This window comes from Nostoc sp. ATCC 53789 (assembly GCF_009873495.1).
Taxonomy (GTDB): Bacteria; Cyanobacteriota; Cyanobacteriia; order Cyanobacteriales; family Nostocaceae; genus Nostoc; species Nostoc muscorum_A.
The window spans coordinates 7161890-7188680 of sequence record NZ_CP046703.1 but is presented as its reverse complement, the minus strand read 5'-3'; the positions used below and the strand labels follow the sequence as shown (position 1 = coordinate 7188680).

At 38.6% G+C, this 26791-nt stretch carries 17 protein-coding genes and 1 pseudogene; 3 read left to right on the top strand and 15 right to left on the bottom strand.

What is annotated here, in order from left to right; all coding sequences use genetic code 11:
• Window positions 1–13 precede the first annotated feature (13 nt).
• The 5 genes from GJB62_RS29645 to GJB62_RS29625 all read right to left on the bottom strand — a co-directional run bounded on the left by GJB62_RS29645 (window position 14) and on the right by GJB62_RS29625 (window position 6016).
• A complete protein-coding gene (locus tag GJB62_RS29645) occupies window positions 14–1417 on the bottom strand; it encodes a ScyD/ScyE family protein (RefSeq protein ID WP_245246047.1) in 1404 nt (467 codons plus the stop codon).
• A gap of 74 nt (window positions 1418–1491) precedes the next feature.
• A complete protein-coding gene (scyC, locus tag GJB62_RS29640) occupies window positions 1492–2460 on the bottom strand; it encodes a scytonemin biosynthesis cyclase/decarboxylase ScyC (RefSeq protein ID WP_114080655.1) in 969 nt (322 codons plus the stop codon).
• 22 nt (window positions 2461–2482) lie between these two features.
• Entirely contained in the window at window positions 2483–3544 is a 1062-nt protein-coding gene (gene scyB / locus GJB62_RS29635) for a tryptophan dehydrogenase ScyB (RefSeq protein WP_114080656.1), read from the bottom strand.
• Window positions 3545–3894: 350 nt separating this feature from the next.
• Window positions 3895–5766 carry a scytonemin biosynthesis protein ScyA gene (gene scyA / locus GJB62_RS29630; RefSeq protein ID WP_114080657.1) on the bottom strand — a complete coding sequence of 624 codons (1872 nt, stop codon included), beginning with the start codon at window positions 5764–5766 and terminating at the stop codon, window positions 3895–3897.
• A gap of 97 nt (window positions 5767–5863) precedes the next feature.
• Window positions 5864–6016 carry a hypothetical protein gene (locus tag GJB62_RS29625; RefSeq protein ID WP_159402607.1) on the bottom strand — a complete coding sequence of 51 codons (153 nt, stop codon included), beginning with the start codon at window positions 6014–6016 and terminating at the stop codon, window positions 5864–5866.
• Window positions 6017–7930: 1914 nt separating this feature from the next.
• Between GJB62_RS29625 and GJB62_RS29615 the strand changes: the two genes are divergently transcribed.
• The gene (locus GJB62_RS29615) at window positions 7931–9910 is read left to right on the top strand and encodes a scytonemin biosynthesis sensor histidine kinase (protein WP_114080659.1); all 1980 of its coding nucleotides are present in this window, start codon (window positions 7931–7933) and stop codon (window positions 9908–9910) included.
• A gap of 197 nt (window positions 9911–10107) precedes the next feature.
• On the top strand, window positions 10108–10959 hold the full coding sequence (locus GJB62_RS29610) for a response regulator (RefSeq protein WP_181852792.1): 852 nt from the start codon (window positions 10108–10110) through the stop codon (window positions 10957–10959).
• Between the two features lie 174 nt (window positions 10960–11133).
• On the opposite strand, the gene GJB62_RS29605 is transcribed toward GJB62_RS29610, so the two are convergent.
• From GJB62_RS29605 to GJB62_RS29590, 4 genes are all read right to left on the bottom strand, one after another.
• Window positions 11134–12336, bottom strand: a complete 1203-nt coding sequence (locus tag GJB62_RS29605; protein ID WP_114080661.1) for an AAA family ATPase — start codon at window positions 12334–12336, stop codon at window positions 11134–11136.
• A gap of 787 nt (window positions 12337–13123) precedes the next feature.
• On the bottom strand, window positions 13124–14287 hold the full coding sequence (argJ, locus tag GJB62_RS29600) for a bifunctional glutamate N-acetyltransferase/amino-acid acetyltransferase ArgJ (protein WP_114080662.1): 1164 nt from the start codon (window positions 14285–14287) through the stop codon (window positions 13124–13126).
• Window positions 14288–14437: 150 nt separating this feature from the next.
• The gene (locus GJB62_RS29595) at window positions 14438–15955 is read right to left on the bottom strand and encodes a response regulator (RefSeq protein ID WP_114080663.1); all 1518 of its coding nucleotides are present in this window, start codon (window positions 15953–15955) and stop codon (window positions 14438–14440) included.
• A gap of 11 nt (window positions 15956–15966) precedes the next feature.
• On the bottom strand, window positions 15967–17922 hold the full coding sequence (locus GJB62_RS29590) for a PAS domain S-box protein (protein WP_114080664.1): 1956 nt from the start codon (window positions 17920–17922) through the stop codon (window positions 15967–15969).
• A gap of 676 nt (window positions 17923–18598) precedes the next feature.
• Between GJB62_RS29590 and GJB62_RS37675 the strand changes: the two are divergent.
• Window positions 18599–19362, top strand: a pseudogene (locus tag GJB62_RS37675) (transposase); the annotation flags it as partial.
• Between the two features lie 66 nt (window positions 19363–19428).
• Here GJB62_RS37675 and GJB62_RS29575 read toward each other — a convergent pair.
• The 6 genes from GJB62_RS29575 to GJB62_RS29550 form a co-directional block, all read right to left on the bottom strand.
• Entirely contained in the window at window positions 19429–21306 is a 1878-nt protein-coding gene (locus GJB62_RS29575; RefSeq protein WP_114080666.1) for a hypothetical protein, read from the bottom strand.
• Between the two features lie 68 nt (window positions 21307–21374).
• The gene (locus tag GJB62_RS29570; RefSeq protein ID WP_114080667.1) at window positions 21375–22709 is read right to left on the bottom strand and encodes a condensation domain-containing protein; all 1335 of its coding nucleotides are present in this window, start codon (window positions 22707–22709) and stop codon (window positions 21375–21377) included.
• Between the two features lie 183 nt (window positions 22710–22892).
• A complete protein-coding gene (locus GJB62_RS29565) occupies window positions 22893–23198 on the bottom strand; it encodes an acyl carrier protein (protein WP_114080668.1) in 306 nt (101 codons plus the stop codon).
• A gap of 171 nt (window positions 23199–23369) precedes the next feature.
• Window positions 23370–23657 carry a 2Fe-2S iron-sulfur cluster-binding protein gene (locus GJB62_RS29560; protein WP_114080669.1) on the bottom strand — a complete coding sequence of 96 codons (288 nt, stop codon included), beginning with the start codon at window positions 23655–23657 and terminating at the stop codon, window positions 23370–23372.
• A 49-nt stretch (window positions 23658–23706) separates the two neighbouring features.
• Window positions 23707–25005: a hypothetical protein gene (locus GJB62_RS29555; protein ID WP_114080670.1), complete on the bottom strand. Its 1299-nt coding sequence runs from the start codon at window positions 25003–25005 to the stop codon at window positions 23707–23709.
• A gap of 14 nt (window positions 25006–25019) precedes the next feature.
• Window positions 25020–26681 (bottom strand): PfaD family polyunsaturated fatty acid/polyketide biosynthesis protein, encoded by a 1662-nt coding sequence (locus GJB62_RS29550; protein WP_114080671.1) that lies wholly within the window; start codon window positions 26679–26681, stop codon window positions 25020–25022.
• Window positions 26682–26791 lie beyond the last annotated feature (110 nt).

Below are 26791 nucleotides of genomic sequence, written 5' to 3'. Positions count from 1 at the left end.
GGTTTGAAACTCTTTAGTTGAGATTTATGGGAGGTGTGGCAATACGGTTCGGATAAGCATTTTTCACTTTCCTTGTGGTCTGGGTAAAGGGTAAGGGGTAAAGGGGAAAGGATGTATTCAAAACCTTTTCCCTTTCCCCTTTCCCCTTTAACCGAACCGTATTGGGAGATGTGGGGATTCTCTTCTTGTGCAACCAACCAACGCCCAAGGCTGCGATCGCTAATACGCCTAAAGTAGAATCAGGTTCAGGGATAGATTTGGTATTCTCAATTTTGAGAACTTGTCCAAATCCAGGGCGATCGCCTTGGTTTGTAACGTATACCGCACCATCCGAACCAATAGTCAAGGCGCTAGGTGACTCTAATCCATTGCCACTCAGCAGAGTTGTGCGAGTGCCATCGGCAGCTATTTTGATGACAGAACCATCAAAATCACCCTTCCAAGCCGACTGATTGGCGTACTGCAAAGCATATAAATTGCCTTCAGTATCAAATTCCAAGTCGGTGAGTTGGGTAAAACCATCGGCGAAGACTGTTGGTAAACCATCAGCACCAACTCGATAAATTTTTGCCCCACCTTCAGGGAAGGGAAAACCTGTAAATTGGCTGACGTAATAAGCACCATCGGGGCCTTTTGCCACGTTTGAAGGTACTGCTTGGGTTGCAAACTGCGCTTGCACCTCTTCACTTTGAGATGGCACTTGCGACGGTTCATTAGACGGGGAACCGGAAGGTGGGAAGACGGGATTAGCTAATATGTCTTCAGAGAATGTGGTAATAGCTTGCAAATTTCTACCGTCAGTATTAACGCTGAGTAAGTTGTTTGCACCTGCATCAACTGCAACTAACTTATTGCCATCTATGACAAAACCCAAGGGATTGCTACCGACTTCACCACCATCGGGATTGTTGGCGAGTTCATAGTTAGCTAAATCGGCAACACTCGTCCAGGAATTGGTTTTAAAATCGGGAGCGATGATTTTGCCGAGGTCAGTGTAACCTAAATTGCGATCGCGAAAAGCCGGATTAGCCGCATACCCAATCAGAACATAAGGTTTACCTGTAGCATCAAATTTAATATCACGAGGCCCTGCGCCTCCAGTGCCATCTGGTAATGCTAAAGAAGGAAGTCCTGTAAGTATGCGTTCGGTTTTACCATTCTCAATTTTGGTAACTGCTCCACTTGTGCCATAGCATAGAGAATCGCCTTGACCACTTGCTGGTGGAACGCAAGCGCCACTTCCCCCTATTCCCGCCTCTGTAACATAGAGATTACCATCAGGACTAAAGCTCAGACCGCCGGCATTATATAGACCGTCGGCGATTACTGAAAAGGATGCAGCTGACGCAGCTTTCATTCCAGAAAAAGCGGCAACACAAAAGGTGAGGATAGTAATGGTAAGTGGCTTCAGTTTCATGTGTTGCAGGGAATTGAGGTAGGAATTTTAAACGCAGAGGGACGCAGAGGGAAGCGCAGAGTAGCGCTGAGGTTTTAGTTGGTAACTAGGGATTCTTGGATTTTTGGCAGATAGCTCATTCCTCGATCAAATGATTTGAGGTTGCCAGCTTTGGCTTCGAGTAAGCGTTTGATGTTCATGCTCTCAGCGCCAAAGTCTTCAATTTGAAGTTTGCCGTGGCTAACAGTTCCATCTGTTTTCCAAAATGTGATTCGATGCAGGATGAAGCCAGAAGCTTCGGGGTCAGCGAAAGCATAAGCGGTTGGGATAAGTAACGCTACAGAACGCTGATAATATTCGTATTCTGGATAAAAGTATTCTTGTTCAAGTAAGTAGTATTTACTCAAAGAATGAACTCTCACGGAAACTTTTATATTCTGGTCATATTCATCTTTGAATTCACCTGATTCAGAAGTAATATCACCATTGGGGCGTAACAGATGCGCCCACTCATCTATGTTTTGTAAGTCTTTTAAGTATTCAATACCGATTTCAATTGGGGCATCAACATAAATGGTGTCAGTATCGATAAAGTGGCTTCCCTTAGCTGCTGAGGTCAGACCAGCTTTGCGTTCCAAATTACCTTTGAGAGAACGACATTCAGAAGTATGTACTGTATGAATACCCTGCATAATCATCTGAGTCTGCCGTTTTGGATCGACAAAGCTCAACCAGTGAAAGTACACGCCTTTTTCATCTGTCCCTGGCTCAATGTAGTCAGTGGGAAACAGCAAAACAGGATAAACTTGAAAATATTTTTGGTACTCTAATCCACAGTGCCATTCAATGCCATAAAAAAGCGGATTTTGGAGTTTTTTAACGTGATAATAGAGATTTTTGTGATAACCCGATGCAGTTCCGAGCCAGGTATCTTCATCAATTTGCTCTTTCATCCGGCTATAAAGAGTCCATTCATCCAAGTTCTTTAAACTACAAAGATATTCAAATGCACTCTCTGGTGAAGTAGCAATGTAAGCTGATGTTGCAAAAGTATTTTTTTCCACTTCTCACTCCTTAAGATAATAATTAAGCTGCGATCGCTTTAGACTTACTGCGCTTACTATTCTTGATGCGGTCTTCTGCTAATCGTTTAGCCGCATCGTTGGTAGTAACTCCTTGTTCTTTAGCAATCTCAAAAATTGCTAACAGCGTGTCATAAATGTTATGCACTTGTTTGAAAGCTTTTTCTTCGTCATAACCAATCATTTCGTTGTAAACGTTGATTAGTCCTCCAGCATTAATTACATAATCAGGGCTATAGAGAATACCTTTTTTGGTAAGCATTTGACTATGTAATTGCTCATTCTCCAATTGATTATTAGCTGCACCGGCAATAATCTGAGCTTTGAGAAAAGGAATTGTATGACTGTTAAGAATTGCTCCAAGAGCGCAAGGAGAAAAGATATCTACATCAAGAGAGTAAATTTCAGTTGGTTCTACAACAGTTGCGCCAAAAAGCCGTTTTGCTTCTTCCGCTTTTGCTGGATCTACATCGCTAACAAAAAGCTTGACATCATGCTCATGTAAGTGGCGACAAAGATTTTTGCCGACATTACCTAAGCCTTGAACTGCAACTTTCATGCCATCAAGTCTTTTGCTCTGCCAACGAGACTCTACAGCAGCTTTAATTCCTAGAAAAACTCCTAATGATGTGATGGGAGCAGGCCCACCAGATTTTTCTGAGACTCCAACAACATGGTTAGTCTCTTGGCTGATTGTTCGGACATCATCAGGGGTAATATTGACATCTTGCCCGGTAATAAAACGCCCATTGAGGCTGTTAACAAAGCGTCCGTAGGCTCTCAACAAATCATCTGTTTTATTTTCAGGATTAGCAATAATAACTGCTTTGCCTCCACCAGCCGGAATGTTTGCACAAGCAGCTTTATAGGTCATTCCCCGACTGAGACGAAGTGCATCTTTTAAAGCAGCTTCTTCGTTGACATAAGGCATGAGTCTTGTAGCTCCCATTGCTGGGCCCAAGGTCGTGTCATGGATGGCAATAATTGCCTTAATTTCGGGATTTTTACCATGACAAAAGAGAACTTGCTCGTGACCCATTTCTCTAACAGTTTCAAATAGCAGCATCTTGACCTCTCGATATTGTTTGGGATTGGTTAGAGAAAGTAATTAGCATTACAAAATGTAAAGATATAGACACAAAATCAGGTTGGAATATTAAGATTGAGTGAAGTTAGAAAGCAAATATTTCGAAGTTCCAGTTTGGTGAATGTAGTTGCTGGAATAAGAGAATGAGAAAACGAACCGCAAAGGGCGCAAAGAGCGCGAAGGTAAGAGAGTTGTAAAGGGTTTTTGCATCAGTATCGTGAATTTTTGAAAGATTGTGATGCTCTCGTGTTTTAGTCTCTTGCCGTCATAAGATTACTTATCTATTTCTTTACGGTTCGTTAGAAAAAAATCGAACGTTGCCAGCAAAATCAAACCATTGGAAATGAAACTTGCTTGGCTCCATTTTTAGCTGTTGATTTAATTCCTTGTGCTGCTAAACTCTTATTACGTCCACCAGAAGGTGCTGGGCGATCAGCGTCAATTACGACATCAATGAGAAAGGGAACAGATGATGCGATCGCTTGTTCTAATGCCGCTTCAATATCCGACTCTCTAACAACTACGATCGCTTCTGCTCCCATCCCACGAGCAATCATGGCGAAGTTTGTTGGTGGAAGTGTGGCATCTGCGCCCTTTAATCCCAAGATTTTCATCCCTTGATGGCACATGTTATAACGCGCATCGTTGAGAACAATCCAAATCGCTGGAATTTTGTATTTCACGGCTGTGCTGATTTCGTTATTCATCAGCATTGCTCCATCGCCGACAATCCCTACAGCTTTGCTATTGTTTGCCAGCGCTGCACCCAATACTCCAGTAACGGCGTGACCCATTGCGCCGACTCCGGTGCTGACTCGATAACGATTGGTTTCGGTAAATTGGAGTAGATGGGTTGACCAAGTAAATGAGTTACCACACTCCGCCATTACTACTGCATCGCTACCTTCAACAATTATCTTTTGAATTGCTGCCATCAATACTTCTGGCCGCACTGGATAATCTACGTCTGGTGCAGGTTCAATTGCTTTGCGTTCTGGATGAGGTAGCGACAAAGTTGTGGAACGAGGAGCATCTGGTAATTGCTCCAATAATTCTTCCACAAAAGCTTTGATATCAGAGCGAACTGCGAAAGTTTCAACGTGGGGATAGGCTACACCCGGCACTTCTGGGTCAATATCTACATGGATGAAACCTTCTTTTGGAACTAGCGCCGAACTCCAGAAGGAAGTCGGTTCGCCAAGGCGGGTTCCTAATACGAGTGTGCGTAGTGGAGGTTGTTGTTCCATATAAGTTAAGACGGAAGCATGACCGCCTAAACCTGTGACACCCACAAACTGGGGATGATCTTCAGGGAAGATACCTTTACCACGGGGGGAACACATAACGGCTGCTCCCGTTTTTTCAGCGAGTTCAAGAATTTCCTCTGCTGCGTCACGCGCACCGAAACCAACCCAGATAGCAAAGGGGCCAGATGATAATAACTCTACAGATTTAGCGATCGCTTCTTTGGAAGCAGTCATCGGAAATGGAGTAACATCTAGTTGGGGTAATGCTACATCCTCAACTAAACTTGTCTGCACTGCGGTGGGAATACTCAAATGGGCAACAAATCCACCCGGTTGCGCCATAGCTAAAGCAAGTTTGCGGAAAATCTGCGGTAGTTGACCCGCAGATTCAATAGTGATTGCATAGTTGAATAGCGCTCCTGGCGTAAAAATTCCCCCACTGGGCAATGTATAAGTGCTGGTTTCTTGAATTGCCCAACGTCCACGCTGCGGTGCAGAGGTGCAAGCTGATAGCAAAATTACCTTTGCACCTTCACCACGAGCCGCAAATAATCCGGTCAGCGCGTTAGTGATCCCCGGCCCGGCTGTGGTAAAAACTACAGTGGGGCGATTATTGGCAAAGTAAGCTTCGGTGGCTGCAAAGGCTGCTCCCGCTTCATGGCGGAAGTTCAATACCTCGATACTGCTATTTGATAGCGCACCCCAAAGGCTGGCCATCGCGCCACCAGCGACACCAAAAGCGTAGCTTACTCCCAAATTTACCAACATCTGAGCGATCGCATCGGCAACTGAGAGCGTTGCTGGTGTTTCATCATCTAAAAAAGGCTGAGTTCCCCCGTTATTCTCCGATTCATCAAGCTGACGAGAAGATTCTACATATCTATTTGCTGGAAATTCTTTGTATGGCTCAGTAGTGATGAGAGGAGAGTTGGAACCAGTATAGCTTTGACTCATGGTTTCACTTAATTACATAAAGTTACACAAAGGCTTTTTACTTTACAATCACAGCGCTAGCAATATTTAATACGAACAACTCTGTTGTTTATCACAGCTATGACCGAGTTTGATCGATAGTAGAAACGGTTGATTGCTGCTGATTGATGGTTGTGATAGCACTACCAAAAAATTTTTGCAAAGCATACAGCAAGTAAGGCTGTGCTTCTAAGAACCACAATAGAGGGGATGATAACTGATATGCAATCAAAAATCTTTTGATGGAGGTGTCAAATTTTTCGTTTCTACAATACTTAAGTAGGTTGGCAGGAATAAAACTAAATGATCAAAAGGTATGCAAAAAAGAAATTAAGCTTAACTCAAGCATCTCTCAGAATTTTTATAAAGCTTTACATAGTTGTTTTTAATCGCACCAACCTATTCATTAGACTGCCTGGAAAAGTTATTAATTTCTGATGACTACTACCATAAAAGCATATCTGCAATGATAAATCTTTCGATAAAAGTGGCAATTCTTTCGCTGTATAACTATTGCAACATTTTAAACTTAGTGATTCCGAAAAATTTATATTCTGCGTAGGCGTATCCCGCCGTAGGCATCGCTACTGAGCTACATGACCAAATTTACAATAGAAAATCTTTTGATAAAAATGACAATTCTTTTACTTTTTTGCCCAGGTGCTTGCAAATTAGCAACTGCCTGTCTTCCGTATAAACTTTTGAATTTGCTTTGTAGCATAAGCCGAGCTACAACAGTTTAGCGGTCTTTATATTGCCACCAAAAACTCATCGAGTCAATTATTTGTAACGATAAAGACATAGTTACTTCACTTTTTATATATCCTGTGAGAGATGACTAAGCGTTGAGTAGGTATTCCTTGAGAAAAGAGATTAGGTATTTAAGTCTAAGAGGATGTTTGAAAAGTCCTCTTCTTGGTAGCAAAACATTCTAGATCCCCCTAAATCCACGCCAGTTGCTCATGGGGGAAACCCCCTTCTCTACGAGACGCTCCGCGAAGGCGCTAGCCTCTCCCTTTGGGAGAAGACCGCACTGGCTCCCCTTAAAAAGGGGGACTTTGACTCCGGTTCCCCCTTTTTCAAGGGGGGTTAGGGGGGATCTAAAAGTGTCTAAAGTCACAGCGAAATACTTTTCAAACAACCTCTAAAGCCTTTTAAAACTCCCTTTCTAGCCTCTGGCGATTTATCAACAGTTACGTAGATTTCGACTAAAATGTTGCTTTATGACAAAATAAACACAACCTTATACGCAAACTAATACGTGTTTTTTTAGTCCATTTGTATTTCTTTTGACGGATGACGTTTTTTCTTAAAAATTTAGATATAAAATTATACGCTAATTTATACGTGTTTGTGTTATGTAAATGTATTTCTTGCGACGGATGACTAAGCATATTCTTCTATAGTTAAATCCCTGATAGAGTAAGTTAAGATAAGTTAAGAAAATGAACTAATGAGTTAAAATTTTTTGATTAAAGCCTAGCCAAGCCCGGTAAATTCATTTATGTTGATAATCAAACGACTCTACAGTAGTATTTGGTCAAAGTCCTTTCTCTCGGAAAGGGTAAGGAACAAAAATTTTTCTCATTTAACCGTTTACCAGTCGAAACCCAGTAACTTTGGGTTGGTGAACCATTTCTTAGCTATGGTGCAGGCTACATCTCTTTACTTGTTAAAGGTACACAAATTTCCGCAGTCCTGTACTAGGACAGTTTGGCTGAAATAAGCCACCCATTTTAAATGTCTAAAATCCTTACTTAACAGGAATTGCGAATTACGAAAAGTAGTATTAGTATATATTTAAAACATTTTTTCTACTTATAGATTGAGAATTTTCAACTCTTAGCTAATAAGGTATATTGACTAATCTAGATTTGATTTGTCTATTTTTTGCATTCCTCAAAATTTGTTTAAGTCAATAATAAATTTTAAATTAAATATTGAATTTTTTCAGGAAAAATTGGTTAAATTATTCCCTTTTTATTGGTATGATAAGTTTTGTTAAGTCCGTTAGTAATATTTTTTAATTTACTAACTAATTTTATTTTTTAACTGCCTAACACTGCACCAGAGTTTTTAGTTAGTTATGACTATCAAACTCATTAATGGCTATGGTGCTGATTAATTACCAGGAGCAAGTAGGGATATGAATTCTGGCGATTATAGATTAGCTAAATCAAACACTCAATGGCCACTACAGCCAGAAATAGAAATGAAGTTTGCTCACTTTCTAATAAATCAAGCTGTAGATGCTGCCTTTTGTTTAGGAGAAAATGCACAGTTTCTCTACGTCAACGATGCCACTTGCCAGATGACTGAATATTCCCGTGAGGAATTACTTTCCATGAGGTTGCAAGATATAGACGTAGATTTTTCTCTACATAACTGGTCAAATATTAACTCAGAAGGTTCTCTTACCTTTAAATCTCGCTACCGCACAAAACGAGGGCGGATCTTTCTGGTAGAAATATCCATTAACTATGTAAAACAACAAGATATAGAATTTGGCTGTGCTTTTGTTCGAGAAATAAGTGATGAAATAGTAGAATTGAGCGTGCAAAAGTGGACTGATGAATTAAGGGATGCCAAAGACAATTTACAGCAGGAATTTTCTCAACTAAAATCAAAAGAAATAGAACTACAAGCATCTCTTTCTTTGCTTCGTTCTACTCTCGAATCTACTGCCATTGGTATTGTTGCAGTTAACTCTGAGGGAGATATTCTGAGCTTGAATCAGAAATTTGTGGATATGTGGCAGATCCCGGAGTCCCTAATATTATCTAAGAAATGTCCTCGATGCAAAGCCTTTTTTGAGAATCAACTTAAAGATCCACAAGCCTTTAATCGACTAATTTGGGAAGTGTCTAGCCACTCTGATTTTGAGAGCTACGATATTCTGGAATTGAAAGATGGGAGAGTTTTTGCACACTACTCAAAACCTCACTTGTTGGATGGCAAAATTATTGGTAGAGTCTGGAGTATTTGGGACATTACTGAATCGAAACAGACTGAAGAGGCATTGCGGCTAAACGCAGTTAGATTTCGGACTTTAGCCGAAACAACAGATACCAGCACTTTTCTAATTCAAGGTACGCGGCTTTGCTACATAAATCCAGCAGTAGAGCAACTGACTGGTTACACAAAAGAGGAACTGTTAACGGGTTTTGATATTCGCCGACTGATTAAAAGCAAAAGACGCAGGCAGGTACGTAAGCAGAGTGAAGCAACTAACTTTGAATACCAGGAGATGAATATTCTGACAAAAAGCGGTACAGAGCGATGGCTAGCTTGTGCGGTTGTAATGCTGGATGGAGTGCTAGATTTTGGTGGGAAACCAGTAGAAATGATTGCAGGCATTGATATTACCGATTACAAATATGCAGAATTAGGTCTTAACCAAGCTTTAGAACAAGCAAAACAACTTAGCGAACTTAGAGCGCGTTTTCTTTCTATGGTTTGCCATCAATTCCGTACACCGTTGAATATTGTTTCATTTTCTAATAGTTTATTAAAGGAAGAAGTAGACAAACGTACACAGAAGAAAATCCAACCACTGCTGGATCACATTCAAAAAGCTACAGAACAACTTGGTCAGATGTTGGATGATATTTTATTTTTCTCTAAGGCAGAAGCAGCAAAAATAAACTATGAGCCAAAGCCACTTGAGTTAGTTGATTTCTGTAAGGACTTAGTTGCAGAAATGCAGATGAGCATTAGTAAAGTTCCGATTAATTTTGTCACTCAAGAAAATTCTCTAACAGCCTGCATAGACAAAAAACTGTTAGAGCCGATTTTGAAAAATTTGCTCGATAATGCAATAAAATATTCTCCCTCCGGTATGACAATTGATTTGAGACTTTCTTGCGAAAATGAGCAATTAATTTTCCAGGTTGAAGATAGAGGTATTGGTATTTCAGCACTAGATCAACAACGAATATTTGAACCATTTTACCGTGGAACTAACATCGATCACATACCTGGCACTGGACTAGGACTGTCAATTCTTAAAACCTTGGTAGACTTACATCATGGTCAAGTATCTGTGGAAAGTCAACTAGGTGTGGGCACTACGTTTACTGTGACGTTGGCATTAATCAAGTCAGAGTTTAGTAGTTCCGAGTTATGAATGTTGAAATAAAGATTAGTTATTAATTAACAACTTAACAATCACAACTCTCGGAACGAACTAATTAAGCTTATGCCTATTTTCATACTCACAAAAAAGTTGAGTACAGTACGGTGTAAACCTAACTAAACTAGGCAAAATTCCGCCACAGTTTAATATTAACCAGCTTCTGCTAAAAGTTATGGTAATAAAAAATTATGTACGAATCGTCAAATAAAATTCTCGTCATTGAAGATGATAATGTTACCCGCGATCTTTATTTAAAAGGTCTTAAGGCTAAAGGTTTTGATACAATCAGTGCTGACAACGGCCTTGCTGGTATTCAACAAGCAAAAGAGTATATACCCGACTTAGTTATTTGCGATATCACGATGCCCGATATGGATGGTTATAGCGTTTTAAGTAGGCTACGCCTAGATCCTGTTACTGCAATTATTCCTTTTATTTTTCTGACTGGGAGTAGTAACAAAGCAGATGTTCGCAAAGCTATGGAATTGGGAGCAGATGATTATCTTACCAAACCCTCGACACTAGACGAATTGCTCAGAGCGATCGCTATCCGACTAGAAAAGCAAGCTACTCTGCAATACTGGTGCGCTATGAAATTTGAGAAAGCTCCAAAATCAGTATTTGTAGATAATACTCCAAGTGCGATCGCACCTGAAGAACCCACAATCCCTTCTAAGTCAATCTTTCCCAGCATTCCTCAATTAAAAGAAGTTTTCGACTTTATCGAAGCCCATTATCATCAAGGAATTACTTTGTGTGATGTGGCTGTTGCTGTTGGTTACTCACCTGCTTACTTAACTAACCGAGTCTCAAGGCAAACAGGAGAGACTGTAAACTGCTGGATTGTCAAACGCCGAATGGCAGGCGCTCGTTTTTTACTCCAAAATAATAATCAGACAATCGAGAAGATTGCCAAAGCATTAGGTTATCAAGATGTGTCTCATTTTTCTCGTCAGTTTCGCCAACATCACGGTTTACCTCCCCAAGCTTGGCGCAAACAGCATCAGCTTGTATCCCAAAAACAGGTGAAACTATGGTGACAGTAGATTTTATCAGAAAAATGGGTTTAAAACCCCGTGTTTCCAGCACGGCTTTTAAAGTAAGGAGTAATGAGTAATGAGTAATGAATGGATGAAAAATGGGTATTTACTCATTTACTTATTACTTATTACTCATTACTCCAGAATCACCGTGCGTTCACGGCGGTGAGGATGTCAAACAAATAATTGCGTAAACTCATATATTAAATCCACCCTGCCCTTACGTAACATGGCTGGATCTAATCTTTCAGTAGTGTTACAAGTCATCAAGACAACTAATCGTTGCTGCATCTGGATACCAGACTCATCAATGACACTTTGATACAAAGTACCATCCAGCAAACTGAGAATGTGTTCGGTTTTGTTATTGTATTGCGCTACCTCAGAAGCGCGGTTTTGCGCTAGATTATCAGCTTCGTTAATAACGATACAAATACGCTCTATGTAAGTTGGGGGAACAAAATTAGCGATCGCATCATGATCTAAAATAAAAATTACATACCCTAAAGGTACAAGAATTTCTTTTGCTACAGCTTGTGTCCAGACTGTTTTACCAGTACCTGGTTTCCCATGTACAACAACCGCTAACTGGTTTTGATTCAGAATCGCTTGCTGTACAGCATCAGTAAACTGTTGGATATCTGCCGGAAATGTGCGAATGGGAAATTGGCTGTGAACTTTACCTACACGACTTTGATATCCACTCAGCATAACTGCCAAGTCGTAAGTTGCCTTGTTAATTAGTGGGGCAAGATTTCTCGCCATTAAACTATATTGTCGCCGCCCGCGATCGTAGGGATCAATTTGCAACCAAACGTCATGCTTTGCCCAGTAAGCATAAACAGTATTAATCACATCTAAACGTTCCCAGCTAATAAATCTATCTATAGGAAAATAAAAATCTCTTTCTGAATAATACTGAGTAATAATGTCAGGATTACCCAACACACCCAAAACTCGCAGTACAGTAATTTCTTGCAGTCGGTTAAGAACATAATCAATGGGAATGCTACTACGACTGACAAATTGAACGATAGGTGTTTCCGTACTCAAAACATCTTTGTAGCGATGATCTGGTGATTGGGGATCTGGTGTGATGTAATTCCAAAATTTTTCAACTTCGTAGCGGGTATTGTCAGATACAATATTTAATAAATTAGCCCACCAAGCATAATTATTTCGCCCCAAAATATCAGCAACATTACTCGCTAAATTCAAACTTTTTTGAGTTAATTCGCGGGAGTCACTATACAACAGTTGCCATAAAAAACCCCAATCTAACTCTCGGTTAAAGGGTCGCCACCCACTAGCAAGCAAGCTTTGGCGGGTATTATTTGTAGGAGTGCCTTCATTGCTTCTAAAATAGTCAAAATCCATATTTGTTTAGTTATGCAGCGTTAATAGAGTTATTTTGTGTTAAATATGAGATTTTAAAATTTTTCTTGTAATATCAACTACTTGTATACAAATGATAATTTTATTTTCACCGTGATGTACTGGCTAGGAAGTTTTTTTAATCTAACTCATTACTCATGTAACATACTATATTACACAATGACTACCTGCGTCAACTTTTTTGACAAAGCAATTACCTCTTAATGTCCCTCCGCCATTTATCCATCTCTACACTTTTGACTAATATCATGTCCGAAAGCACATAATCCCACTTTTGGCTGATGCCAAAGTTTCTCTCCCTGATAGCAAGGTGAGGTTCCGAATATTACCGATGAAGAAGGCAGGTATGCTGTGTTGCTGAGGCTTCAACGCCAGCTATTGCAAATTTGTGTAGGTATCTATCCAAGCTATAGGACAATGCAGTTCAGTTAAGCATTTCTTTATTCTCTCAGTGCCGCGCCAGTTGCTTTAAGTCGGGGAACCCGCCCAACGCACTGGCTTCTCTGTGTCTCTGTGGTTCGTAAAAAAAATTGACTTTGACAAAGAGTTTTAGCCTTAACTGAACCGTATTGAGCTATAGGACTCATATTTGATTTTTGAAAAAACTCCGTACAACTCAAAAACCATTCTTTCCTATTGCCTATTACCTCTTTCTTGTCCACGCGAACAAAAATCAAATCGAATTCCTATATGTAGAGACGCGTTAACGCAACAAGACATTAACGTAGCAGTTTGAAGCCCAGTGCAATTTCGCATCTCTTCTTGTTAATCAAGTTGAGTATTTACCATTAATTTCTATATAACCCTCTGAAAGATCGCAACCCCATACAGTTGCAGAAGCTTCACCAATATTGAGGCTAACATGAATATCTACTTTGTCTTTGGACATAATTTGCCGCAATTGTTCCAGATTTTCATTAGTTAAACTACTAGGATAAACTTTCACGTCATCAAAACTAATAACAACTCGTTCTGGATTTATCTGCTGTTCATTTTCACATTTACCTATAGCCATCGCAACTCGTCCCCAATTCGGATCTGCTCCATAGACGGCGGTTTTTACTAATGGTGAATTGACAATTGCTTTAGCTACTTTTTTCGCTTGTACATAATTAATAGCTGAATCTACAGTCACCTCAATAATTTTGGTGGCACCTTCTGCATCTCTGGCAATTTTCAGCACCAATTCTTGTGCAACTTCTTGCAATGCGCTGGCAAAATCTGCTTCTGAAACTTCGCCGGCTATTCCATTAGCTAGAATCACGGCAGAGTCACTAGTAGAAGTGTCAGTGTCTACACTCAAGCAGTTAAAGGTTTTATCTATAGTAGAGCGAAAAATAGAACGAAGGCTATTTGCAGAAATTGCCGCATCAGTAAAAAAGAAAGTTAAGAGAGTAGCCATATTAGGCTCAATCATGCCAACACCTTTGGCAATTCCTACCAGCTTGGCATTTCCTATTTGTCGTGTAGCTAGTTTTGATACTGTATCGGTGGTCATAATACCACGGGCTGCGGCATTAAAATCAGCAGGAGTCAATTTTTTCCCCAATCCTAATAAACCTGCTCGAATTTTTTCAATTGGGTAACGCCTGCCAATTACGCCTGTAGAAGCTATCACCATATTATGTGCAGCAATTCCAGTTTCCGTTGCAACCAATTCTAAAACTTCTTGGGCATCAGCAATGCCAACAGCACCATTAGCGACATTTGCATTTTTAGATATAACGACAATTCCTTGTACTTGTGAATCTTTTAAGTTGTCGCGGCTAATAGTAACGCTTGGCCCGGCGAAAAGACTTTGAGTGAAGACTCCATCAGCAACACAAGGAACTGATGATTTAATAAATACAAAATCATCAGTTGTATCGCGTATTCCTAAATTAGTAATAAATGCACTAAAACCTTGGGGTGCGGAAGATATAGTTAATACCATTTTTCTAGATTTAATAATTTGCTTTAATTATCTTATACCATTTGCAAAAATATTTATAACATCAGTTATTAGAGATGTATATCTATCTATACACCTCTAATAATTTATGTGTAGGATAAAAATTAGGAAATTTTAAGAGAACCTAAAGACCTATAATAAATCAGTTAATGTAAGGGTAAATGTTGTCCATCCGTTACCGCTTTCTACTTGAATGTTTCCTTGCAATTGTTCGACTAATTTTTGTACTATAGCTAAACCTAATCCAGAACCACCTTGATTCCAGATATCTGCATTGGGGATGCGATAAAATTTTTCAAAGATTCGTGGTAACTCTATTGCTGAAATTTCTGCGGAATTACTGGTAGTAATAATAGTTTTTGCAGGCGTTTCCAAGGAATTGTGACTTACACTTAGGATAATTTCACCACCCGCAGGTGTGTATTTACAGGCATTATTAAGCAATTCTATTAAGATTCGTTCTAAGCTTATGCCATCTGAGAGCAGGGGCGGGAGATTTGAGGGCAGATTCAACTTTAGAGTTTGCTGATGTTGTTGAACACGGATTTGAAATGGCTCAATTATCCAAGTTAAGAACTGCTGTAAGAGCAACGCATCTGGTGTGATAACTGGATAAGATGAGCTTTCTAGCCGTTGTAAGTCAAGTAGATCGTTAATTAATCCTAACTCGCGATCGCACTCGCCTTCCATCAGTTCTAGATAACGTTGAGCTTCCTCGGTATCAGTAGACAATTGTATCATTTTAATCATTAACTTCATATTACTCAGAGGCGATCGCAGTTCGTGAGAAACTAAATTTAAAAAGTCATTTTTGAGTTGATTTATCTCTTCCCATTGCAACACAAGTTTCTCTTGCTCAATTTGCCTTTGACGCGCCTCAATCGCTCGTTTGCGCTCAGTAATATCTCGAAACACTAACACAGCACCCATTATATTATCTTTATCATCTTTAATTGGTGCAACGCTGTCATCAATTGGTATTTCTCCACCCTCTCTAGTAATCAGAATAGTTTCTGCTGGGAGGCTGACGATAATACCATCTTGAAGGACTTTTACGATCGGACTTTCAATAGAGTTATGAGTATCTGCATTAGCAATATTGAATACTTCTGATGAATTTCTACCATAAGCTTCTTCCTGTTTCCATCCAGTCAGATTTTCAGCAACCGGATTCATGAAAGTTACCAATTCTTGCAAATCGCTAGCAATCACACCATCGCCTATACTTTTTAAAAGTGCATCCAGCCATTTTTTACTTACTTTTAATTGCCTTTCTAAACCATGTTTAGTGAGAGCTATTTCAATATTTGTTTGTAGTTCTCTTTCTTTAAAAGGTTTGAGTAGGTAGCCAAACGGTTCAGTTATCTTGGCTCTTGCTAATGTTTTATCATCTGCATAAGCCGTTAAGTAAATTACTGGAATATCCAAATGCTTATGGATTTCTTGGGCAGCTTCTATCCCATCCATTGACCCTTTTAATTTAATATCCATTAACACTAAATCTGGGGATATTTCTACTGCTTTGTTAATTGCTTCTTGTCCTGAAGAAGCAATTACAGGAACTGTATAACCAAATTTTATAAGTCGATATTGTAAATCTTTTGCAACAATAGCTTCGTCTTCTACAACTAAGATTTTTGCAGATGTCATATTTTAGTTTGTTATATTAATGTAAATGTCACCTGACACTTCACACCCATATCACCTTGGATATTGATATTTCCTGAAAGTTGATTGGTTAAAGCATCCACTAACTGCCAGCCTAAAGAAGCTATTTTTTGGAAATTAAAATTTGGTGGTAAACCAATTCCGTCATCACTGACTACAAGTGTAACTTGCCGATCTTGATTTTGGTTAATTTCTATATAAATCGTACCATTCCTACCTACGGGAAATGCATATTTCAAGGAATTAGATACAAGCTCATGGATAATTAAGCTACAAGGAATTGCCGTATCTAATCCGAGAAAAACGTGTTTGTCTATATTTAGTACCAGAGCGATCGCATCTTCATTGACTTCGTATGCAGTAAATAAACTTGCTACTAAATCTCGAATATATTCACCAAAATTAATCTTTGCTAAGTCTTGAGACTCATACAATTTTTCGTGAACTAGAGCCATTGACGCAATCCGTTGTTGGCTTTGTTGGAATATTACCAAATCGTGCTTGTCTTTAATATAAGCAGATTGCAAACTTAGCAGACTAGAAATAACTTGTAAATTGTTTTTTACCCGATGATAAATTTCTTTTAATAACACCTCTTTTTCTAAGAGTGATGCTTGCATTTGCTCCTCCCACTGCTTGCGATCGCGTAGCGCAGCTTGCCGTTCGCTAATATCTTCCACTACAGAAATCAAATATCTTGGCTCCCCACTAGGTTCGCGCATTAAAGAGACGGTGAGATTAACCCAAAGTATGGAGCGATCTTTACAAAAATAGCGCTTTTCTATTGAGTAAGTTTGAATATCATCTGCTAAAATCTGGTAAAAATATTTTAGGTCGGCATTAATATCATCTGGGTGAGTAATATCTTGAAAAGTTAGCAACTGTAGTTCTTCGAGTGTGTAACCAAGAATATTGCAAAGCTTCTGATTAACTAACAACCACCTTCCATCTATTGCTACATGGGCGATGCCAACAGCAGCTTGATGAAATGTAGCACGGAATCGTTCTTCACTTTCTCGTAATGCTTCTTCTATTCGCTGGCGCTCAGTAATTTCTGTCTGTAGTGATTGATTAATTCTTGTTAACTGTGCTGTTCGTTCCTCCACCATATTTTCTAGTTGATTAAGTAGACTACTTACTGCCTCCTCTGCTTGCTTACGCTCAGTAATATCGGTATGTGACCCAGCCATCCGCACTACATTACCATCTTCATCCCACAGAGCTTGACCTCGATCCAAAATCCATTTGTAAGTGCCGTCTTTACATAAAACTCGATGCTCAGTAGTGTAAAACGGTGTTTTCTGAGAAAAGTGATCTTGGACTGCTTGTGTTACCCAATCCAGATCATCTGGATGTACTCGTTTCATCCTTTCATCTAAATGGTTAGAAATTTCGTGGTCTTCATAACCAAGCATTTCCTTCCAACGGGCCGAGAAGAATATTTCATTAGTTTTAACATTCCAGTCCCAAATTCCATCATTATTGCCGCGCAAAGCTAATTGCCAGCGTTGTTTACTTTCCCTCAACACCTCCTCAGTTAGTATGCGTTCAGCAATTTCCTTCTCTAGTTGAGCAGGACTTGGTAGAGCCAGTGCCTTGGGTATTAATGGCACAAGCTCTATAGCCGTCAATACAGAGACAAAAGCGGTAATAGCTTTGAGTAACCCTGATAGCCAATAGGTAGGATACCAAAGCGTCCACACATCCATCAAATGGGTTGTGCCACAAGCAACAATGAATGTGCCAAACATCAGGAATATCCAGCCGAAAGGCACATCTCGCCGTTTACGGACAAAATAAACCAACATCACTGGGATTGAATAATAAGCAAGTCCAGTTAACACATCTGAAACCAAATGTAACCACACCAATTCTGGTTTCCAGAGGTAGCAATGTCCGTGGGGAATAAACTGGCTAGTAGAGAAAAAATTATGTAAAAGTTCTATCATAATTTATAGGAGTGCTATCGAAATTGATGACACTCCTAAGATTTTAGCTAAATAATGGTGATTCACCGAACTAAATACATCCTTATTCTATTACTTTCGCGAGAGAATAATATAGGATATTTACAGCATGATAATTTTATCACAAACCTTTATTTTAAATATTCTTTTAGAAAATAAACGTTCAAATTATCGCTTTCTTATTTTTTTAAATTAATTGCGCTATAAAATATCTCAATGCTACACACTTACAATAATTATCACAACAAAAATAAGATTTTATATCCCATTTGACTGCTTCAAAATTAAGACTAACAGGATAACATTTACCTACAACAAAATGTTGAAAGATAGAAAAGTCGTTAAAGCTAGTCATTTCATAATAATTTTGTTGCCATTGTCGAATTTATTTAAATCCTATGCTGTTTAGTAATTTTCTGTAATCAAAGTAGTGAATTTTGCTATGTGAAAGTTTTGATGGCTTATCAATAATGAATAGCGATCGTTTATTTCATACAAGTAGCTTTAGTATGAGTCCATATAATCACAAAAGCGATCGCTATTACCATCGAGTAGCCTAAAAGTTATAAACGGATTTAAATACTGCCGTCAATTTCTTCATCTACCTAGAATTAAATTATTAAGAAGATTTAACTCTTCTTGTGATATATTCCATAACGGTGAGCTGAAACTCAAAACAGGTGTTGCACCAGAACGATGTATCTCAATCGAAGATGAAGAGATGAGACATGGACGTAAAAGTCAAAGCCAGCCATTTGATGGTGATAAACGTCATGTTTTACGAGATTTAGACAATGGGCTGGTTCGCGCTGTTGGAGTCACCAGAGCAAATATTCCTGAAGCATCAGTAACAGATGCGATTGCCATTGACTTAAAATGCCAGCAAGTGAATCTGGTTGTGTTACATATTGACCGTGCTTATCTGAGTAGTTCCTTGGTTCAAAACAGAAGTGACGAACTGACTGTTTACTGTAAAGCTTGGCAAGTTAAAAACGCCTTGAGGTTTACCAAAACTGCTTTTACCCTTGATTAGGACAATCAGATTATTTGCTGCCCTAATGAGGTGACTTTACCTTTTAGCGTCGGTGGCAAGTTCAGTTCCCAAAAAATATTTGTGCAACTTGTCCGTTAAGGGAGCGTTGTACTACTTCCAAAACTGGGCGTAGTGTTTCTATTCATCCTGATGAACCTTTATTTAGGGAATTACAACAACGTCAATTAACTCCTGCTGGTCGTGCCAAGCTCCGAGAACGTGTTGCTGTTGAGCATTCCCTATCTCATATTGGTCGATGGTAAACAGGCCAAGCTCGTTATGTTGGTTCTCGCAAAAATCTATTTGATCTTCGCCGTACCGCCGTCGTCTATAATCTTCATATTCTTGCCAAAAATTTTACCTGCACTACTGAGAAGGCTGCTACTTAATTCTGATTACTGAATCGGTGTTCTAGACGAGGTTTAGTTGAATTTACTATTGCCTATTTCACAAATTTAGATTCTGCATTCTTCTATCTTCGATTTGAGAGAAGCAAAATGTTTTCCACCTAGTTCAATTTGCCCATCTGTACAACCGGTTTTCAATCTTTCGACTAAATAATCCAAATCATGAGCTATAAAATTTGTGCCATGATCTGGTTCTACTAAACTAACTAAAGATATATTTCTAGCTTGTTGTTCGACCAAGCTCGAAATACCTAGAAAGTTGAATACACCAGATTCATAGGTTCCACAAGGTACTGAAGGATTATTTACCCCAACACAGTATTCATTTGGTTTAAACCAATCAAATGCTGGGTAGCCGTGGAAATGAACAATTGGCGCACCATCTTTAATTAATTCTGGCGTATACAAAGCCGCAGAAAGACTAATTGCAAGCATGACATAAATATCATAAGAAGGTTTCATATCTGCTAACTCCGAATGAATCACTTTAGGGAGTTGGAGATATAGCTTTTCTTTCAAACCAATTCTGATAATATCATCAGCGAGATTCAAGTCTGTTTTATTTGACCCTGAACGAGAACTGACAAGCCAAATATCAGGTATTTGCCTAAATACATATTTGTCTAGGAGTTTGATTTTGGCATAGCGTCTACCTTTTTCATTTTGACGAATTTCGTTACTACTAAATCCTCTAACAGGTAATAGACTTTCCCACTCATTTTTACTTACCTCTATATCTCCAAAATATTGTGGAGGTTCAGCATAAGCAACAAAGCCATAAGAGACACCTGTTCTACCATTTATGATGACGCTGACAATATCTCTATGGGATTTTCTTTTAATCACTTCATTCAATTTAAAACCAGGAGGGAATAAACCTGTTGATGCTAATTCCTGACCCAATTTCACTAATTTTGCAGCATAGATAGATTCTTGAGGATTATACTGTCCTAGCTCAAAGCGGCTGAGTAAAAGTGGAGCGATGGGCACAAAAACTTTAGGGATTAGTGATTTCAAAACAAACCGTTCTATCTCATTTTTGGAGAAAATAGAGTCTGAAAGATTCATGTTTAATATAGAAATTTTATCAGATGATACTCCAATAACAATTTCTGAAAACGTTCTGATTAAAGTGTTTAAGCCAATATTGATTTTTTGTTTATACGGAATCAGAGGGTTGATAAAATCATGGTCTATTTCAGTAAGCACAATCACTTGGGTTTTACTAGGATTGTCAACGTACTTAGCTGCATGATCCTCAGCCCAACTGCTCAATCGAGCCATTTTTATAACAGGTATTTTTCGACCATTTAAAACAAATTTAGAATAGAATTGATAGAGAAGCTCTGCTGTAAAAATACCAAGTTTTCTTAGAATAGAAGGAGGTATTTCTACATCAATAATTGCATTAACTTCTGATTTAACTCCCTTAAACTTGAATTTTTTATTTTTGTTAATTATCGGAATTGTTAGGTCATAGTTAAATTCTGCGATCGCTTCCTCCCAAGATAAAACTTTGACTCCATAATCTCTCAACTTCACTTCCAATTCTTGGCGAAATTTCCGAATCTCTTGATTTTTGTAGCTATTAGGCAAAGGTTTAAATGTAACTATCAGCTTTTGAGCCATAACTTTAGGATCGATAATTGGTGGCTTATACTCTACAGCTGATTGCTCTGAAAATCCTCCAATTAGACGACCAATAGTCTGTAAATTGAGTCCTTGACTTAAAGGGACAGAATCTAAATCAGTAGCGACATCCATCTCGTGTAGAAATGCCACGATCTCCGCTTTGCAAGCAACTATTTCTGCTTGCATTTCTAATGTGATTATGCCCTTGGGTGAGCGAATCTTTAATTTGTCATTATCAACCCACAAATGAACACCCTGTTGAGTAAGGTTTGCTATAATTTCTGATGCGTTCATAGTTTCAGAATCTCCTAATTGTTTCAAAGCATTGATTTTTTATAATATTAAATAAGCAATAAATATGCCTATTTGTACATTAAAGAAGAGTCTAAATCCAAATTGCAAATTTCATGAATATAAGACATAAAATTGTTCACAAGAAGTTCCATAGTGCTTTGGCTAATTGAAGGTTGAGAAAAAACAAAATTCAACAGCATTTTTCCTTGAAAAGTTGAGGCGTGGATAACAAAAACACCTGCATACAAAGCGTGGGAACCAGCGAAACTGATTTCTTCTAGTTCAAATTCACCGTAATATTTGGGTATATTTACTTTGCCAACATTAGAAACAGACACTGTGGCAGCTACTTGCTTGGGATAGATAAAACAAAAATCTATGAGATGCTTGGCAATCAAAATCATTTTCAAGAGATCACCGGATTTTTTACTAACTTCAAGTTTTTGTTTCACCTCACGGGCTAATTCCCAAAAGGACGTGTTTCTCCCTATAGTATGAAATCCCATAATAGAGGAGGCTAATACAGCCATCTGATCATCACTGATAGCTGGTTCGAGATGTCTCCTCAAATCAAAATATGATAGGCAGTTTACTCGTGTATTTTTGCTATTTCTTTTAATTATTTTTCTCCCTATTGTAAACAACATTACAGCACACAAAGCACTATGTACTGTTGTATTCTCTTGCCGACAATGATTTACAAATTTTTGGGTTAAGTCTTGGTCAAGTTGTCTGTGGATAATATTGCAACTACGCTTTGCAATAGATACATACTTTTCAAAACCTAATGTTTGTGGTCGATTCCAGATTTTTTGTAACCCAAGCTGCAATAAAAAGATAATACTATTTATCCTACCTCTGAATCCCTTAGTCCATTTGGGCATTAGTTCTTCGATAGGTGGAAGTGGAGTTAAGCTAATAACTGGATTAATTGGTTCGCCGGACACAATTTTTTGACAATAAGTCAAGATTTCTGAGTGAAGTTGGATGGATGATAAACCATCTGCGATCGCATGGTGTATTGTTGTAATGAGGTAACTTATATGCTCATTACCTAAAAAATGAATAAGAACAACTCGCAGCAAACCTTTGCTACTATCAATTCCGTTGTTCATCTCTTCATCAACTACTTGTTGCCACTGCTCATTGTCTAACTTTTTGACAACGCGTAAAGCAATATTTGCTGTTTCTTGACTTTGAAAGATAAGACTATTTTTATCTCCAACAATTTTAGAATTTAGACGAGGGTGGCGACATTGAATCATGTCTAAAGCCTGTGTCAGAGTTTCTTCGCAGATATAGCCCTTGATGCGACTAATAGTTACTATGTTCCAGGTTTTAGCACGGCTATTTAAGATTTCCATAGCTTGCTCAAGGTGCCCCAGCTTTCTGTTGTAAATCATATTTACTTTTGGTTCCCTCTAACTACTAGATTATTTGCAAGCTTAGTTCTCGATTTAGGTTGTAATTATTGTTCGATAATCTGAACAACCTTTTGGTTAAGCTGTGCTAAAAACCTGGATATATTCATAGTTTCAAACTATCAAAATCTTTTTCTGTAAGCTGTTCAAGAACAGCTTTGATGTTCAAATCTCAAAAATCTCTGACTGCGAAGCTTTGGATTCTTCGGCTAAACGCTGGGATAGCGTTTCAATAGTGGGGTAATGCCACAATAAGATTGGAGATAGTTCAAAACCAAACAACTTCTCAGCTTTGCTAACAAGAAACATTGCTTGGGCTGACTCTAAACCATAGCTGTCTAAAGGCTGACTGACATCTATATCCTTGGGTTCAACTCCTAGCTGCTCTGCAATATGAGATACTAGCCAAGCTTGAATTTCTTCTGCGGTATAAGACTGCTTTTTAGTTGCCTCAGGAGTAGACTGACTCATTTACACACCTCTGAAGTAAAAAGAATTGGATATATAGCATTCCTAAATAGGATTGCTGTACTGGCTAAAACTTTTGAAAAGTCTAAGGTAGGAGATATTAGAAAAAGGTTTTAACTTTCGCTGCTGCTGCATATCTCCTAAGAGCATATCGAGCTATATAAAATTTGCCAGTTAATCCGCTACCCGAATACGAATATCACCCTGCACTACGCATTGACAAGCTAGGCGAACATTGGTAGTATCGGGAGCCAACACATCAAGCAAAATCCGCTCTTCATCCATCACAGGAGTTAGATTTTCTATCCCACTCACAACTTCTATGAGGCAAGTTCCGCAAGCAACACAACGACAACCAAATAAAATTGAACTAGGATGCTCATCACAAACCTTAGTTAAGCGTTGGTTTGCTTCAACTTGAACTGTTTTCTGGTCGTCTTCAAAATGAATAGACACTATCATCTCTAAACTCGCTGGTTTCACGAAAGAGGGTTAACAGATTTAACAATTGTTAAGCTACTTCAATAACTTTTTGAATTTCCTTCATTGCCAAAGCATCCTTGTAACGATCATAGAGATTACCTAGCTTACTGGTATTTAACTCTAGTCCCAATTCTTTAATAAGACGCTCTAGCTGCTGAGATTTGTATTGCCAACTCTTTTGTTCCATGTAACCAATTATATTGCGCCATTTTGAACTCACTTGTCTCCAAGAATGAACTAATTGATTTATATCTACTCGCTTATCAACTAATTCAGGATGGTGCAGAGACATACTTAGTGAGTTTAGCCCAATTCTAATATCAGTTAACATGATTCCTTGGGCAGTGAAGTCTAACTTCTCCAAATAAGTTGTGAAACTAGCGCTAATGTAGTCTTCCAAAATTAGCTGCATGAAATATCGAATGAAATCTTGACCCTCAGGAGAAGCTGCCCTATATAGTTCTACTCCTAAATCAAAGGATGTTGTGTAATGACGTGCTTCATCTGTTAAGTGACCCTGATTCAATTCAACAGCTAATGGTTCATAATCAAAGTTTTCAGGGGAATCAAATAAAAAAGCTTCGCTTTTTTTTAACTCGATATTAGCCATATACCGATAAAGTAGAGTCAAACTACCCAAGCCAATTTCTTGAACTATTTGGGCCGGTAACATCCTTATAGCATCCCCAATCATGAAGCGTAAAGTTCGATATGTAAAATTTTTGCCTTGCTGCTGAGTCTGCTCTACAATCTTTTTAAGAAAGTTTTTCCCCTTTTGAAGATTCAATAGAGTTTCATTTAAATCTTCATCAAAAGTAAAACGGGTATCGAAGTTGTCGAAATCTGATTGAGGTATTGCACCAACAGTTCCATAGAAAAAGCTAGGTTCATCAAATGAACTTTCAATTCCTATTTCTCGACAGACCATACTATATACAGTTCTAAAAGACCAAATATGATCCATCTCTTCATTAGTTTCCTGATGAAGAATCATAAATTCATCCGAGTAGGAAGCAAAAACTTTTTCAGCAACACTCATGTTGGATATGAGAGACTGATATTCGCTATTAGCAACAAACTTATAGAAATTAGCAAAAAATGTCGCAGATAAAATTGACCTTTGACGAGAATTAAAAGAAAATAAATACTCACAAATAGGTACGGGTAAGGGGAGCATTCCCGGATGAGAGTAAAGTTTTTCTCCTTTAATTCCCTGCTTGCTCATAGCTATAGCAACAGTTTTTAATTCTAAAGGCTGAGTATGTGCCTGCTCGAAAAGCTTATTTTGAATCTTGGGAATTCGGTTATCAATTTTAACAGTATTCATCTGATTTTCCTCCTTTAATTAAAAGTAGCTGGACGATATTCGCTGTAATAAGCGGGCATTTGTAAGCCCTGAACTTTTAAACTTTGTATCCGGTATAAAAATGCCGCTCCGGTCATAATATGGTTAGCAACATCAACTACCTGACGATTATTTGATTCAGATAAATAAGAACCTCTAACCCAGTCATTGAAACTGCCCATAGCAGGGCCACACCAGATTTGATAATCCATTTCTCTCCCTTTTTCTCCAAAGTTAGACCAACGGGATGATAATCCAAGATACCAGCGAAAAATTAAAGCCATCTTCAGTTTTGGATTATTAACAGCCTTGGCCAATTTATCAGGATTGCGTTGAGATAAATAAGTAACTGTCTCTTGCCACACTGCATCCAAGCTCTTTTTCAAAACTTGTTTTTCTAATTTATCTCTTTCCACCAAGGGAATATCTTCAATTGAGTCATAGTTTTTGTATAGTTCAAACATTTTTTGGGCTCGTAAAGGAAAGAGAGTTCCTCTTTTGAGCACTTGGAGTTTTACCCCCATTTCGAACATATCTGCCGCCGGAGCCATCATCACATCAGCCATCTCGGCTTGAGCCAATAATTGTTTAGTATGTTGAGAAGTTCCGGCTTCAATGCAAGATTGGTTAATCGAGCCTGTTACAACATAAGCAGCACCCATCATAAAGGCAGCTAATGCTGATTGTGGCGTAGCAATTCCTCCTGCTACTCCAACTCGGACAGGTTTTTCATAAGAAAATTTTCTTTGAATTTCATCTCTCAATTCTAAGATGGAAGGTAAGAGACAAACCAGAGGACGATTATCTGTATGACCACCAGAATCTGCTTCGGCAGTAATATCGTCAGCTACAGGAATTTTTTCAGCTAGGGTTGCTTGTAATTCACTGATAAGGCCTTGCTCAACTAATTGCTTCAAAATTTTTGTTGGAGCAGGTTGTAGAAATTTGATTGCAACTTCTCTCCGAGAAACTTTGGCTATAATTTTATTTTTGATTTCGATTTTATTGTCCGCATTCAAACCAAGTCCAGCAGCGCGATAGTAAACAATGTTGTCAGTCAAATCGAGGAAGGCGGAAGCTTCTATTGTTCTCACCTGATATTTAAGATACAAATCAACAACACCGCGTTCAATAGCAGGTTCACTGGGACTGTGGAGTAAGTTAAATGCGTAAGGTCCTTCGGGTAAAGCTTGCTGAATAAGCTTAATGGCTGCTTCGACGCGAGCAGGAGATAAGCCACCAGCACCAAATGAACTTAAGATTTTCTCTTTACCAAGGGCAATTACCAGTTCTTCAGAAGCAATCCCTTGAGCCATTGCGCCCGTGGCATAAGCGTATTTTACACCATGAAAGTTGAGAAAAGTTGGATCGCCTAATTGTCGAGTTGACAGAGGTGGAGTAGATACTAATATTTCTGCCTGTCCAGTTTTTTCTTGGTTGCAAGGATATGGATAACCTTCGTTAGTTGCGCCAACTTTTCCTTCAACTCTAATAATATAACAAGGTTTTTCTAAATTTAGAAGCTTAGATTTTATACCTTTTTCGTTAAAAGATACAAAATCTAAAATACCTTGCCAAACTTGATTTTGGTGGAATATATAGTCTGAAATTTTTAGGTAGTTACCATTGTTATTTAGTATATTATCTGCACCAATCATCTTTTTTAACCTCCAGTTCCAGAAAATTGTTTACCAGATAATGTTTGAAAAATTTACAGCAGATTTTATACTGATTACCTGTGAGTTTGCTCTAGAGCAAGGGGCTTCAG

Bases quoted from the DNA above. Each gene is read 5' to 3' on its own strand.
- GJB62_RS29590 (WP_114080664.1), bottom strand. From the start codon at position 17,922: ATGATAGAACTTTTACATAATTTTTTCTCTACTAGCCAGTTTATTCCC.
- GJB62_RS29595 (WP_114080663.1), bottom strand. From the start codon at position 15,955: ATGACATCTGCAAAAATCTTAGTTGTAGAAGACGAAGCTATTGTTGCA.
- GJB62_RS29575 (WP_114080666.1), bottom strand. From the start codon at position 21,306: ATGAACGCATCAGAAATTATAGCAAACCTTACTCAACAGGGTGTTCAT.
- scyB (WP_114080656.1), bottom strand. From the start codon at position 3,544: ATGCTGCTATTTGAAACTGTTAGAGAAATGGGTCACGAGCAAGTTCTC.
- GJB62_RS29610 (WP_181852792.1), top strand. From the start codon at position 10,108: ATGTACGAATCGTCAAATAAAATTCTCGTCATTGAAGATGATAATGTT.
- GJB62_RS29645 (WP_245246047.1), bottom strand. From the start codon at position 1,417: ATGAAACTGAAGCCACTTACCATTACTATCCTCACCTTTTGTGTTGCC.
- GJB62_RS29615 (WP_114080659.1), top strand. From the start codon at position 7,931: ATGAATTCTGGCGATTATAGATTAGCTAAATCAAACACTCAATGGCCA.
- GJB62_RS29570 (WP_114080667.1), bottom strand. From the start codon at position 22,709: ATGATTTACAACAGAAAGCTGGGGCACCTTGAGCAAGCTATGGAAATC.
- GJB62_RS29560 (WP_114080669.1), bottom strand. From the start codon at position 23,657: ATGATAGTGTCTATTCATTTTGAAGACGACCAGAAAACAGTTCAAGTT.
- GJB62_RS29605 (WP_114080661.1), bottom strand. From the start codon at position 12,336: ATGGATTTTGACTATTTTAGAAGCAATGAAGGCACTCCTACAAATAAT.
- scyA (WP_114080657.1), bottom strand. From the start codon at position 5,766: ATGAGTCAAAGCTATACTGGTTCCAACTCTCCTCTCATCACTACTGAG.
- argJ (WP_114080662.1), bottom strand. From the start codon at position 14,287: ATGGTATTAACTATATCTTCCGCACCCCAAGGTTTTAGTGCATTTATT.
- GJB62_RS29550 (WP_114080671.1), bottom strand. From the start codon at position 26,681: ATGATTGGTGCAGATAATATACTAAATAACAATGGTAACTACCTAAAA.
- GJB62_RS29565 (WP_114080668.1), bottom strand. From the start codon at position 23,198: ATGAGTCAGTCTACTCCTGAGGCAACTAAAAAGCAGTCTTATACCGCA.
- GJB62_RS29555 (WP_114080670.1), bottom strand. From the start codon at position 25,005: ATGAATACTGTTAAAATTGATAACCGAATTCCCAAGATTCAAAATAAG.